This window comes from Chryseobacterium sp. AC417 (genome assembly GCF_979258215.1).
This window is the reverse complement of the sequence record NZ_OZ409845.1, coordinates 1,523,995-1,537,640: the sequence shown is the minus strand read 5'-3', so window position 1 is coordinate 1,537,640 and position 13,646 is coordinate 1,523,995. Positions and strand designations below refer to the sequence as shown.

Here is a 13,646-nt window from a genome sequence, read left to right as displayed (position 1 = left end):
ATTAGTACATTGTAAAAAAATATTTTTATTTACAAATCAAAATAAATCATTAGAAAACATACTTACCTATGAACCTAACGCTGGAAGAGATACAAAATTTCAAAGGAAAATACCCCAAGCAAATCTGGTCATTATTTTTCTCAGAAATGTGGGAACGATTTTGCTTCTACGGAATGCGCGGAATGCTGGTTTTCTTTATGATTTCACAACTCAATTTTCATGAAAAAGAAGCCAATCTGCAGTACGGAGCCACACAGGCTTTCGTGTATGCATTTACATTTGTGGGCGGACTTTTTGCTGATAAAATTTTAGGGTTCAGGAAATCACTTTTCTGGGGTGGATTGCTAATGATTATCGGAAGTTTAATTTTAGCCGCAGATCCGCATCAATTTTTCTTTTTAGGAATAGCTTTTACTGTTGTCGGAACCGGATTTTTCAAACCCAATATTTCCTCAATGGTCGGTCAGTTGTATAAGCCAAATGATTCAAGAGCAGATGCGGGATTTTCACTTTTTTATGCAGGAATAAATTTAGGCGCATTATTGGGCGGTTACTTATGTATCGCAATCGGTAAAGGCGAGCTTTTCGGAGGTTTTATCTCGGAAGAATTTCGTTGGAATGTAGCTTTCGGTTTAGCTGCCGTTGTAATGGTTATCAGTTTAATTAATTTCGCATTTACACAAAAAAGCTTGGGAACAATTGGTTTAGAACCGGAACTAAGTAAAGTTATTACAAAGAAAAATCTTACAAAATTTATTATTTCTGTAGTTCTCGTTTATTTATTTTTTGCGAGAATGTTTATCAGATTTCTAGACAGTTCAGTGCTTAAAACAGATTCTCCAAAACTTATTTTAAGCTTGGTTGCATTCACCATCGTATATGCGGCAATTTCTTATCTCATCTATTTAGGAGGAAAATTTTTAAAATATGTGGTGTATATAATTTCTTTAGTATTTGTTCCTGTGATAATGCTTATGGTTTCCGTTCCGGAATATACCGATTATTTTATGTGGACAGTAGGACCTTTAACATTGATTTATCTGTTCTACGAAATGTCTAAAGTAACTTCAGCCGAGCGCAGGAAACTTTGGGCAGCATTGGTTTTCATATTATTTTCAATACTATTCTGGGGAATTTATGAACAAAGCGGCGGTTCACTAAGTATTTTTGCAGCCAAAAATTTAAATAAAGACCTTTTAGGATTAGACCCGAATGGGGTCAATAATTCCGGAGGTGCATTTTTTATTATTTTCTTGGCTCCACTTCTAGGTCTTTTATGGATTTGGATGAGCAAAAGAAAAATAGAACCCAATACCATTATTAAGTTTGGTTTAGGATTTATTTTCCTCGGATTGGGTTATTATGTGCTTTTTGCGACCAGGTTTTTCGCAGATTTACGAGGAATTACCTCACTGAATTTCTTTACAATTGCCTTATTGATTATCACTTTGGGAGAACTTTGCCTCTCTCCTATCGGATTATCGATCATGACAAAACTTTCCACCAAAAACCTACAGGGAATGATGATGGGAATGTGGTTTTTAGCATCTGCTTACGGTCAATATGTCGCCGGAATCATAGGTGCAGGTTTAGTTTCCACAAAAGAAGAAGCATCCAACTATGAAGCATTGATAACTTACACAGAAGGTTACAAACAATTGGCGATTTATGCGATAGTTGCCGGAGTGGTACTGATTTTGATATCTCCTTTAATTAAAAAATTGATGCAGGAGGTAAAATAATGTCTCTGTAACTTGCATAAATATCAAATCATGAAAAAAATATTCATCATACTTTTCCTTTCCTTTATCAGTCTGAATTTTGCGCAGGTAAAATGGATGACCATTGAAGAAGCTCTCAATGCACAAAAAGTTCAGCCAAAAAAAATCCTGATTGATTTCTACGCAGATTGGTGCGGTCCGTGCAAGATTATGGATAAGAAAACGTACGGTCATGCTGTAATTTCCGAGTTTTTGAATCAGAATTTTTATCCTGTGAAATTCGACGCAGAAGATAAAAAAGCAATCACCATATTTGGAAGAACATTTTCAAATGAAAATACCACAAAAAAGAAAGGAAGAAATTCTTTACATGAATTTACGCAGTTTATGAATGTAGGAGCAGTACCAAGCACGGTATTCTTAGATGAAAACGGAGCGCCGATTACTATTTTACAGGGAGAACTTTCGGCTAAAGAACTTGAACCTTATCTTACCTTAATGTCAAACGATTTATTTAAAAAGATAAAGACCCGTGAAGAGTGGGAAGATTATCAGAAAAAATTTAAATCGAATATAAAAGATTAATATACTTTTTGATTAAATAAAATATGCTCAATCTGCGATAACAAAATAAATGATACCGAAAGCTTTCAAATCCGAAAGCTTTTTTTATTTCTAAATTTTACCGAAATTCGCATCTTTCTTACCTTTGACTTTAGATACATCCATAGAATTCATCAAAGGAATCGGTCCTGAACGAGCCAAACTCATCAAAAATGTGATTGGAATTTCTACCGTAGAAGACCTTTTACACTTTTATCCGATTCGGTACATCGACAAAAATAAAGTTTATAAAATCGGAAGCCTTCAGGAAAGCAATATTGAAATTCAGCTAAAAGGTAAAATCTCTAATGTTCAGGAAATTCACAACGGAAAAATCAAGAGACTGACCGCAAAATTCAATGATGATACTGGAAGTATGGATCTGGTTTGGTTTCAGTATTCAAAATGGCTGAAAGAGCAGCTTCCTGTGAATCGTGAGGTTTTTATTTTTGGAAAAATAAATGCGTTCAACAATCAGTTTTCGATGCCGCATCCGGAAATTGAATTGGATGAAAACAAAGAAAAAGACAACCGACTTCGTCCGATTTATTCAAGTTCTGAGAAGCTTACGAAAAGAGGTCTGAATCAAAAGTTTTTTCAGGTAATTTTGAGAAATATTTGTAAAGAAATTCCGAATTTAATTCAGGAAAATCTTCCTGGATATCTAATGAACTCTATGAAATTTCTTTCCAGACAACAAACATTTCTGAATATTCATTTCCCAGAAAATTTAGAATCTTTTGAAAAAGCCAATCTGAGATTAAAATTTGAGGAATCTTTCTTTTTTCAGTTGGGATTTGGTTTAAAAAAAGCACATCACAAAACAAAATCACAGGGAAATCCGTTTCCGATTGTGGGAGATTATTTCACCAGTTTTTACGAAAATCATTTGCCTTTTGAACTGACCAATGCACAAAAAAGAGTTTTGAAGGAAATAAGGTCTGACATGAGAAAACCCATCCAAATGAACAGACTTTTGCAGGGCGATGTGGGTTCAGGAAAAACGATGGTTGCCCTTTTGACGATGCTGATTGCGCTTGATAATGGCTTCCAAAGCTGTTTGATGGCTCCCACTGAAATTCTCACACAGCAACATTATAACGGCATCAAAGATTTACTGAAAGACACCGAAATTAAAGTAAACATTCTCACAGGTTCGGTAAAAACTTCTGCCCGAAAGATCATTCATGAAGAACTGGAAAATGGTGAACTTTCAATTTTAGTAGGAACTCATGCGGTTTTGGAAGATAAAGTAAAATTTAAAAATCTTGGTCTTGCCATCATTGATGAGCAGCACAGATTTGGGGTAGCACAACGGGCAAAACTTTGGGCAAAAAATAAAATCCCGCCGCATATTCTGGTAATGACTGCAACACCGATTCCTAGAACTCTGGCGATGAGTTTTTATTCTGATCTTGATGTTTCTGTAATTGACGAAATGCCGGTTGGCAGAAAACCTATTATTACTGCTCACAGAAGAGAAAAAGATCGTGCGTATGTATATAATTTCTGTCATGAAGAAATCAGAAAAGGCAGACAGATTTATTTCGTTTATCCACTAATCGAAGAATCTGAAACGCTGGATTACAAAAATCTGATGGAAGGACTGGAACATGTCATGGAAAATTTCTCCAATTATCATGTAACCATGCTCCACGGGAAAATGAAGCCTGACGAAAAAGATGCTGCAATGAATTATTTTGCATCCGGAAAATCTCAGATTATGGTTGCAACAACGGTTATTGAAGTGGGCGTTAATGTTCCGAATGCATCCGTGATGGTTATTGAAAGTGCAGAAAGATTTGGGCTATCGCAGCTTCATCAGTTACGTGGTCGTGTGGGAAGAGGAGCCGAACAGAGCTACTGTATTCTGATGACTTCGGATAAATTATCCACAGAAAGCCGCACGAGAATTAAAACCATGACGGAAACCAACGACGGTTTTAAAATTTCTGAGGTTGATATGCAGTTGCGGGGTCCCGGTGACATTTTGGGAACACAGCAAAGCGGTGTTGTAGATTTTAAAAAGCTAGATCTGGTAAATGATGCAGAAATTATTAAAAATACCAAAAATATCGTTGAAAAGATTCTAGAAGTAGATCCTTTGCTTACAAGAACGGATCATCAGATTATTAAAAATTATTATCTACAATATTATAAAGGGAAAAATAAGTGGAGTAAGATATCGTGATTTTCAATTTGGGCTAAAGCCAATGGATTTTTCTTTAAAACAAAAGTGCTAAAGCCCATTTCTATTGATTTTAAAACTTTCTAATAATTATTCATATAAATGCAAGATCCCAATGATAGAATCTACAGACACATATTTTCATTTGTCATTATAAACCTCATAAATCAAAGGAACTTTGTTTGAAAATATCTGACCTGTAAAAACATTTTCATCACTGCTCTTTTCTTTTATCGGAATATAAAATTTTTCTGTAATTTCATTTGGTATCTGCAGACTGATTTGGAAATAATATTCAGATTTGTTTTTCAAATCAATATATCTTCTTCTGTACCTTGGAAAATTAACTCTAGTCGAAAAATACTTCTCTTCTCCAGGTTTCAATTTTAAAATCTTGGAACTGATTCTAAACGCAACCTCAATATCACTTTTATTAAAAATTTTGTTGAAATTCCGATTAAATTTTCTTAAATCAACACTTTTTTTGTCAATATTAAATTGATTACCATCGCTATCGGATACGCCATCTGGAATTAAAAGTTTATTCTTTTCAAAAACATAATAATCCGGAAATCCAACAAACTGTGGCTCTACATAGTACTCCCCGTGTTCATTGAATTCATCATTATCTAAAATAATTTGATACGTTTTATCGGAATTATTTTTCAGAGAATAAACAATGTTGTTGTCATCAAATATGGAAACTTTTTTAATTGTATCATTAATTATTTTAAGTTCTAAATCATCCTGAGCAAAACAAATATTGAAAAATAAAACAGCGAAAATTAAAAATAAATGTTTCATAAATATTTTAGTTTTTAAACTGATTTCTCCATCAAATAATCATCCATTACAAAACCATTCCCTATCTCAAAAACACCTTCATCAAAAACTTTGTAGCCTTGAGATTCATAAAATTTCTGTGCAGAATTGTATTTATTCACATTTAAAATAATTCTGTTATCACCGCTTTGTTTTACTCTTTCATTGAGAAATTCAAGCGTCTTTTTTCCTAAACCTTTTCCTTTGCTTTCAGGAACGAGATAAATCCGATGAAGTTTAGTTGTTTGATTTTCATAATGATTTTGGTAACCTAAAAAGCCATCATACAAATTCAATTTCTCATCAAAAACAAGATAATAATGATAGTTAGGATTTTTTAAATGTTCTGAAATTACAGCTTCAGAATACATTGTGTCGAGCATATATTCCATTTGTTCTTTTGAAAGAATGTCTGCATAAGCATGCTCCCAAGATCTTTTTGCTAAATCCTGAATCAGGGGAATATCTTTTTCTGTTGCTTTGATTAGTTTCATAGGTGTAAATAATGTTTACGCTAAGTTTGATAAAACAAAATGTACATTTTCGTTCGCAAATGCTTTTGATTCAACAAAGGCTTGAGATTAAAAAAGTGAAAAGCATTAAGCCTTTCACTTTTAGTATTTTATATAAATTGACTTTTAATATAATTATATTTTCGTCATTTCAGCTTTAATTTTCGCATATAGCCCTTCTGAAGCCGGAACTAATGGAAGTCTCAAATAATTTTTAATTAATCCTTTTTCTGCTAAAACAACCTTAATTCCGGAAGGGTTTCCTTCTGCAAAAATCAATCTTGTAATTTCAACCAATTTATTGTGAATTTCATAAGCTTCATCCACTTTTTTATCGAAAGCCAACTGAACCATTGTAGAAAATTCTTTCGGATAACCTTGTCCGATCACAGAAATCACTCCGTTTCCACCAGCTAAAGTAACAGGAAGCGTAAATTCATCATCTCCTGAAACCAAATCAAAACCTTCCGGCTTTTTTCTTAAAATATCAAAATACTGAAGAATATTTGGCGAAGCTTCTTTTATTAAAAACAAATTAGGAAATTCTTTTGCCAAACGTAAAGTTGTTTCCGCCTCAACATTCTGTCCGGTTCTTGAAGGAACGTTATAGATGATGATATTTTTTCCGGTAGAAGCCAAAACTTTATAATGCTGGTAAAGACCTTCCTGATTAGGTTTATTGTAATATGGAGACACCGATAAAACCGCTGTAAAATCAGATAAATCTGTTTCTTCAATTTGCTGTTTGACTTCAAGAGTATTGTTTCCGCCAATTCCTAAAACCAGAGGAAGACGTTTATTATTGACCTTAATGATATGCTCAACGACCTGTTTCTTCTCGTCTGAAGAAAGTGTGGCAGCTTCTGCTGTAGTTCCCAATACTACCAAATAGTTGGTTCCGTTTTCGATGTTGTACTCAACAAGTTTTGTCAAACTTTCGAAATCTACGGATAAATCTTCATTAAAGGGCGTTACCAAAGCAACACCTACTCCTTTTAAAATGCTCATCTGTTCGAATTATTTTCTCCAAATTTAACAATTTCATACAAGAATTTACAATATTTAATCCTGTTTTATTATACATATAATTATATTTGCACATACTAAAGATTATGCAAAATAAATTCTTATTATTAGGAATTGCCCTGTTTTCGCTCACAGCCTGTAAAACGACATCGTTGCAGGTTGCCAATGTGCAGACACAGAAGAATATTCCTATTAATAATGAACTGAAAAGTAATTCGGAATTTGATCAGTTTATCGAGCCGTATACTTTGAAACTCAACAAAGAGATGAACCAAAAAATCTCTCATACCAATGTTGATTTAACAAAAGAAGGCGATAACAGCAATCTGGGGAATCTTCTAGCAGATTATACTTTTGACGGAGCAGATATCTGGGCAAAAAAAAATCTTAACAAAAACGTTGATGCAGCTTTAATCAATATCGGGGGAATCCGTACTACCATTGGGAAAGGTGACATTCTGCTCAAAAATGTTTTTGAAGTAATGCCTTTTGAAAATGAGGTAATCATTGTAAAAATGAAAGGTTCGGATTTACAGGGTCTTTTTGATTATTATGCCAAAAACCAGGTCAATAATCCTGTATCTCATTTGTATATTGAAACAAATCACGGTACTCTTTCAAAAAGTTTAATCAATGGAAATATAGTCAATCCTGCTCAGAATTATTATATTGCAACATCTGATTATTTAGCTTTGGGAGGAGATAATATGAAGTTTTTCAGTAAAGGAGAATATATTGCAACCGGGATTAAGCTCAGAGATTTGTTTATTGAATATTTTAAGAAAAATCAGGAAATTGATCCTAAAGCAGAAGTTCGTTTACAATTTATCGGGAAGAAATAATGGATAGAAAAAGTTTTTTAAAAACGGTAACTGGCGGAACTTTAGCAATGACTTTAGCTCCAAATCTGATCATGGCAGAAGAATTGAGTTTAAATTCTTTCAAATCTGCTAATAAATTGACGATTCTTCATACCAACGACCAGCACAGCAGAATAGAGCCTTTTGATGAAAGTTACACAAGAAATCCTAATCAGGGTGGTTTTGCAAGGAGAGCAAGTCTAATTCAGAAAATCAGAAGCGAAGAAAATAATCTTTTATTGCTGGATTCCGGTGATATTTTTCAGGGAACTCCTTATTTTAATTTTTTCGGAGGCGAATTGGAATTTAAACTGATGTCGATGATGAAATATGATGCTTCCACAATGGGAAATCATGACTTTGACAATGGTTTAGATGGATTTTTGAAAGTTTTACCGAATGCAAAATTTCCTTTTATCTGTTCTAATTATGATTTTAAAAATACTATTTTAGACGGAAAAACTTCTCCTTATAAAATTTTTAATAAAAACGGAATCAAAGTCGGAATTTTCGGTGTTGGGATTCAGCTTGACGGCCTGGTCGGGAAAAAGCAATTTCAGGAAACCGTTTGGTCTGACCCGATTGATGTAGCACAACATTATTCTAATTTCCTGAAAAATGAGAAAAAATGTGATCTTGTGATTTGTCTTTCGCACATCGGATATGATTATAAAGATGATCAGGAAAAAATAAGTGATAAAGTTTTAGCTTCAAAAACAGAAAATATCGACTTAATTTTGGGAGGTCACACCCATACTTTTTTGCCAGAGCCGCAGAATTTTAAAAACAGACAAGGAAAAAATGTTCTGGTAAACCAAGTAGGCTGGGCAGGTCTTCTTTTGGGAAGAATAGATTTCTTTTTTGATAAAAATAAAAATGTACAACAGATTTCCTGGAACAATCAGGCAATCGACAGCAGTATAACAGCATAATATGAAAAAATTCTCTATAATTTCTCTTGGTATTCTGGCAACTTTCCAGATGGTGAAGGCTCAAAATATTTCATCTAAAAAATGGCAAGATCTGTTTTCTTACAACAATGTTCTGGCATTAAAAGAAGATAACGGAAAAATCATCGCTGCCACAGAAAATGGAATTTTCTATTATACTGTTTCAACAGGTGAAATTGCGAAACTTTCTAAGGCAAACGGTCTTCATGAAGTTAAAATTTCTGCTTTTGATTATAATCCACAGACAAAAATTGGTCTTGTGGGATACGAAAACGGATCTTTGGATGTTATTACTCCACAAGGAATTACCTATATAGTGGATATTCCTATTGCAACGGGATATAATGCAAGTAAAAAAATTAACCATATCTCAATTACAGGCGACAGAGCTGTAGTTTCTGTAGGCTATGGAGTTTCTATATTTAATTTAAATGATAAGGAATTTGATGATTCTGCGTTTTTTGTAAGCGGCGGAATTTACCAGGCGAGTAATGAAGCAACGATAAAAGACAACAAAGTTTTTTCTGTAACGAATACCGGATTAAAAACTCATGAATTAAATACAACATTTCCGGTTTTCTCTACGTGGACTACAGAATTGGCAGGTAATTTTACGGATATAGATTCGGAAAACACATTGGCTTTCTCTTCCCCGACTACAACTTATATATACAATAATGGAGTTTCTACTCCTCTATCACAAACATTTGGAAATGTGAGTGATGTGGTGGTTAATTCTGATAATATTATTGTTACAGATGCGAGCAGAATTTATAATTATAACATCAATGGAACTTTTGCAGGATCTGTTACCGTTGGAGAAGAATGTAATACTGCAACAAAAGTCGGCTCAAAAATATATTGCGGAACTATTTTATCCGGTTTAAAAAGTGAAGATAATGTAATTTTTAAACCCGACGGACCGTATTTTAATTATGCTTATAAAATAAGACTATTCAATGATAATAAGCTTCTGGTTTCTTCAGGAGGAAGAGCAGATGGATTTAACATTAATTTATTCAATGCAAAAAATCCCGGATTCTATTATTTTGACGGAATGCAATGGATATATTCTTCATATTTTGTAGGAAGCACCACTACTTTCAATATTTTAGATGTTATTGCAGATCCTGTGAATCCCAACGACTTTTTCTTTAGCAATTATAATAATGCGCCCGGTCATGGTATTTACAAAATGAAGTACAATGCAGGAAGTAAAGATTTTGAATTTGTAAAAAGATATGGCTTAGATGCTATTGACCCTTCATTACCTTTAAATAACTTTTTAAACAGACCCGTAGGATTTGTTTTAGACGATCAAAATAATCTTTTTTGCAGTATGGCATTTGCCACTGCGAACGCCGCATCACCTGCATTTACCTATTATGACAGGGCAACAGATGATTTTCTGATAAAATATATTACAGGAATTACCAGTAATGGTATACAACAGCCAATATATTATGAAAATTTATTCTGGACACCGTTGCCGAGATCAAATAATTTTCTTGTGTACGACACAAAAAAAACACAAAGCTTAGGAGATGACACAACAACTTTTCTAAGTGAATCAAACGGATTACCTTCTAATTCTGGCGGAACACTGTCCATAGCAATCGATAAATCTGGTGATGCATGGATAGGAAGCGATTCAGGACTGCGAATACTTCCCAATGCTGCTGCAGAAATAAAAAATGATCCCACAGTAGAACCAATAGTGATCGAACAGGGCGGTCTTGCAGAAGAGTTATTCAGAGATTCTCAGATTTTACAGATCGAAGTAGATGGAGGCAACCAAAAATGGGTATCCATTGATGGTGGCGGAGTGTATTATCTTTCTGCTTCCGGTGAGCAGATTATCAAGCGTTTTACAAAAGAAAATTCACCATTGCCTACCAACTCAGTTACAGACATTAAAGTTGATAAAAAAACAGGAAAGGTGTATTTTGTCACCTACCAAGGGATTGTCACCTATCAAGGTGATGTAGCTGATGTCAATTCAGGTTTCGGGAATGTTTTGGTATATCCGAATCCTGTAGTGTATTCGCAGTTTAAAGGAAACGTTACCATAAAAGGATTGGCAGAAAAAACAAACATCAGAATTACCGATGCAGCCGGAAATATTGTACATTCTGCGGTTGCAAGATCAGGATATTACGAATGGGATCTTAATAACCAGAAAGGTAAAAGAGTAGCATCAGGAATTTATTTTGTTTTGATGACTAATGAAGATGCAAGCGACAAAGCAACTGCAAAAATAGCTGTTGTTAATTAATGAATTCTCAAAACGGTTTTTTACTTTCGTTTATAAAATATGGTGAGAACGATGCAATTCTGCATTGTTTTACCGAAGAGGAAGGCTTTCAGACTTATTTTCTAAGAGGTATTTATACCAAGAAGAATAAGAAGAAAGCCTTTCTTTTGCCATTAAATAAGCTGAATTTTTCAATCCGTATTGGTAAAACGGGCAGTATGCAAACGATATCAACTATGGAGATGCTGCATCTGCATGACGTTTACACAGATATCAAAGCCAACGCTGTTGTATTTTTTATTTCAGATTTTTTAAACCAAATTTTAAGAAATGAAAATAAAAATCCTGTCGTTTTTTATGTGATCGATGAATTCATAGATCAGCTTAGCAGCAAAAATTACCAGGCTCATCTTATTTTTTTAATTAAAATATTAAAAATTCAAGGAGTTGCACCACTTTTAGGTGAAGGAAATTTTCTTGATCCGGAAACCGGAACATTTTCTCCTTTTTCAAGCCATCCGCTTTTCGATGAAGAGATTTCGCTGTTTTGGAAAAACATTATTTTGTCATCCAATCCTTATGAAATTAAGATTTTATCTGCCAAAAGAAAAAAATTCTTAGACAGTATTCTTGTGTATTATCATTACCATATTTCAGATTTTAAAACGCCAAATTCTCTAGAAATCCTACAGCAGATATTTGAATAGATGTTTAACCATTGTCTGAAAAACTTTCAAGACTGGTCATTCCGCCATCTGCGAAAATAGTTGCTCCCGAAATATAATCTGCCAAATCACTGGCTAAAAAAGCCGCCAGATTACCAATATCTTTCGGTTGACCGATTCTGTTGTAAGGAATAAGCTCCAGCAAAGAATTTAAGGCGTCTTTGCTCTCCCATGCGTCTTTATTAATCGGAGTCTGAATTGCTCCCGGACCAATGGAGTTCACCCGTATTTTATCTGCTCCATATTCCTGTGCTAACGTCTGCATCAGCATTTTTATCGCCCCTTTACTTGCTGCATAATTGGCGTGACCTGCCCAAGGAATGACTTCGTGAACGGAACTGATATGAATAATTTTTCCACAGGCAACAGAACGCGAAGTATCTATTCCGCGACGGAGAAATTCTTTAATAGCTTCTCGTGAACAGAGAAAATGTCCCGTAAGATTGACTCCCATTACTGCATTCCAATCGTCTAATGTCATTTCCGTGAACTTTGCATCTTTCTGAATTCCGGCATTATTAATCAAAATATCAACTGTTCCGAATTTTTCGATGACCTCTTTAAACATTTCAATCACTTCATGTTCCTTGGAAACATCACATTGATAAGTGATGCCATTTCCACCGGCATCAGTGATTTCTTTTAAAACTTCCTGAGCATTTTCGTAAGATTTTTCTGAAGAATGATTGATGATTACCGTAGCTCCGGCTTCTGCGATAGATTTTGCAATTCCTGTTCCTATTCCGCTGGATGCACCTGTGATAATGGCGACTTGATTTTTTAGTGATATTTCCATGATTAGTATTTCAATAATGTTTAAAAATCATTGAAAGTATCACGCCAAACTTAGAATTTTATTTTAAATTATTTTAAAGCTTTTTAAACATTATAAATTGTGGTCCGCTTCTGCCTTCTCTGGTCTTTCCTTCAAAGTCATATCCGCTTTTGACATACAATTGAAAAGCTGAGGTATTTTTTTCGTTCACCGCTAAAACAATTTCATTGCAGTCTGCAAAATGCTCTCTTATGAAATAATCCACTTCAATCATTGCTGATTTCCCGATGCTTTTTCCCTGAAAATCCGGGTTTACAGATAACGAACGAAGCAAAACAGAATCCGGATTCTCTGTGAGATCAAATTTATCGTCTCCAAAATCAAGTACAAAAAATCCTGCCACTTTTTCCTCATAGAAAATCGTAATCGGGTAAGCAAAAAAGTCTCCTTTGAGATTTCTTGCTTCTATTCTTTCTAAAGATTGCCTTGCCGTTGCCGTATACTGCGACTGAATATCATCCAGAACATAATCAAGTTCAGGAAGGTCTTCAGGCTGATAAAACTTTAATTCAGTCATATTTTTTAATGATGATAAATATCTTCGTACATCACTCCTGCTTTTATTTCAACTTCAAGTTTGTTTTCTTCAGGAACAATCGGGCAATGGTAATCATAAGCATTGTAAGCGCAGAAAGGCTGATACGACTGATTAAAATCTAGTACAATCGTATTTCCGTCTGGGATTTTCAGATCCATATATTTTCCTCCGCCATACGTTTCTTTGTTGTTGGTTTCATCACGAAAAGGCAGAAAAAGATGATCTTTATACTCCTCTATTTTCATTAAATCTAAACTTTGGTAAATCGATAAGGAATACGGTTTTCCATCTAAATCAAACGTTGCTTTACCAAATTCCTGATACAATTTTGATTTGCCGGAAGATGTTGGTAAATTAAAAGGTTGTGGGTTTTCAGTTTTGATAAATTTCGCAGTAATTCTGTATTTCAAATCAATCGGAAAGAAAGGATGTTGTTTAAATTTCGTAAAATTATCGCCTCTCAAAGGGGTTTCTTTCGGATCTGAGTATTCTTTATTCAGATCTTGCTGAAATTTTTTGATCTCTTCAATTTCTTGTGATTTCTGTTTATTATTTTGAGAAAATCCAAATACCGGAAATAGTAAAAATAAAAATAGGATGTAATTTTTCATT

At 34.1% G+C, this 13,646-nt stretch carries 13 protein-coding genes; 7 read left to right on the top strand and 6 right to left on the bottom strand.

The features are described from left to right. The first annotated feature begins 68 nt into the window (after positions 1-68). From ACZZ9T_RS07470 to recG, 3 genes are all read left to right on the top strand, one after another. Positions 69-1,742 carry a peptide MFS transporter gene (locus ACZZ9T_RS07470; RefSeq protein WP_463441543.1) on the top strand — a complete coding sequence of 558 codons (1,674 nt, stop codon included), beginning with the start codon at positions 69-71 and terminating at the stop codon, positions 1,740-1,742. A gap of 30 nt (positions 1,743-1,772) precedes the next feature. Beyond that, on the top strand, positions 1,773-2,306 hold the full coding sequence (locus ACZZ9T_RS07465; protein WP_463441542.1) for a thioredoxin family protein: 534 nt from the start codon (positions 1,773-1,775) through the stop codon (positions 2,304-2,306). A gap of 124 nt (positions 2,307-2,430) precedes the next feature. Next, positions 2,431-4,515, top strand: a complete 2,085-nt coding sequence (recG, locus tag ACZZ9T_RS07460) for an ATP-dependent DNA helicase RecG (protein ID WP_463441541.1) — start codon at positions 2,431-2,433, stop codon at positions 4,513-4,515. A 138-nt stretch (positions 4,516-4,653) separates the two neighbouring features. Here recG and ACZZ9T_RS07455 read toward each other — a convergent pair whose 3' ends face one another. The 3 genes from ACZZ9T_RS07455 to dapA form a co-directional block, all read right to left on the bottom strand. Then, positions 4,654-5,316 (bottom strand): hypothetical protein, encoded by a 663-nt coding sequence (locus tag ACZZ9T_RS07455; RefSeq protein ID WP_463441540.1) that lies wholly within the window; start codon positions 5,314-5,316, stop codon positions 4,654-4,656. Between the two features lie 14 nt (positions 5,317-5,330). After that, a complete protein-coding gene (locus ACZZ9T_RS07450) occupies positions 5,331-5,828 on the bottom strand; it encodes a GNAT family N-acetyltransferase (RefSeq protein ID WP_463441539.1) in 498 nt (165 codons plus the stop codon). 153 nt (positions 5,829-5,981) lie between these two features. Continuing rightward, positions 5,982-6,854, bottom strand: a complete 873-nt coding sequence (dapA, locus tag ACZZ9T_RS07445) for a 4-hydroxy-tetrahydrodipicolinate synthase (protein WP_463441538.1) — start codon at positions 6,852-6,854, stop codon at positions 5,982-5,984. Between the two features lie 104 nt (positions 6,855-6,958). Here dapA and ACZZ9T_RS07440 point away from each other — a divergent pair, with 104 nt between their 5' ends. Genes ACZZ9T_RS07440 through recO form a run of 4 tightly spaced genes read left to right on the top strand, consistent with a single transcriptional unit; the run spans position 6,959 to position 11,643 of the window. Further along, positions 6,959-7,714 (top strand): 5'-nucleotidase C-terminal domain-containing protein, encoded by a 756-nt coding sequence (locus tag ACZZ9T_RS07440; protein WP_463441537.1) that lies wholly within the window; start codon positions 6,959-6,961, stop codon positions 7,712-7,714. Next, positions 7,714-8,664 (top strand): bifunctional metallophosphatase/5'-nucleotidase, encoded by a 951-nt coding sequence (locus tag ACZZ9T_RS07435; protein WP_463441536.1) that lies wholly within the window; start codon positions 7,714-7,716, stop codon positions 8,662-8,664. Before ACZZ9T_RS07440 ends, ACZZ9T_RS07435 begins: the two co-directional genes overlap by 1 nt. 1 nt (position 8,665) lies before the next feature. After that, positions 8,666-10,957 carry a type IX secretion system anionic LPS delivery protein PorZ gene (gene porZ / locus ACZZ9T_RS07430; protein ID WP_463441535.1) on the top strand — a complete coding sequence of 764 codons (2,292 nt, stop codon included), beginning with the start codon at positions 8,666-8,668 and terminating at the stop codon, positions 10,955-10,957. After that, positions 10,957-11,643 carry a DNA repair protein RecO gene (gene recO, locus ACZZ9T_RS07425; RefSeq protein ID WP_463441534.1) on the top strand — a complete coding sequence of 229 codons (687 nt, stop codon included), beginning with the start codon at positions 10,957-10,959 and terminating at the stop codon, positions 11,641-11,643. Before porZ ends, recO begins: the two co-directional genes overlap by 1 nt. Before the next feature lie 4 nt (positions 11,644-11,647). On the opposite strand, the gene ACZZ9T_RS07420 is transcribed toward recO, so the two are convergent. The 3 genes from ACZZ9T_RS07420 to ACZZ9T_RS07410 all read right to left on the bottom strand — a co-directional run bounded on the left by ACZZ9T_RS07420 (position 11,648) and on the right by ACZZ9T_RS07410 (position 13,645). Continuing rightward, a complete protein-coding gene (locus tag ACZZ9T_RS07420) occupies positions 11,648-12,457 on the bottom strand; it encodes a glucose 1-dehydrogenase (protein ID WP_463441533.1) in 810 nt (269 codons plus the stop codon). A 73-nt stretch (positions 12,458-12,530) separates the two neighbouring features. Beyond that, complete coding sequence (locus ACZZ9T_RS07415; RefSeq protein ID WP_463441532.1) at positions 12,531-13,013, bottom strand: GNAT family N-acetyltransferase; 483 nt, start codon at positions 13,011-13,013, stop codon at positions 12,531-12,533. 5 nt (positions 13,014-13,018) lie between these two features. Further along, positions 13,019-13,645 carry a DUF1684 domain-containing protein gene (locus ACZZ9T_RS07410; RefSeq protein ID WP_463441531.1) on the bottom strand — a complete coding sequence of 209 codons (627 nt, stop codon included), beginning with the start codon at positions 13,643-13,645 and terminating at the stop codon, positions 13,019-13,021. Position 13,646 lies beyond the last annotated feature (1 nt).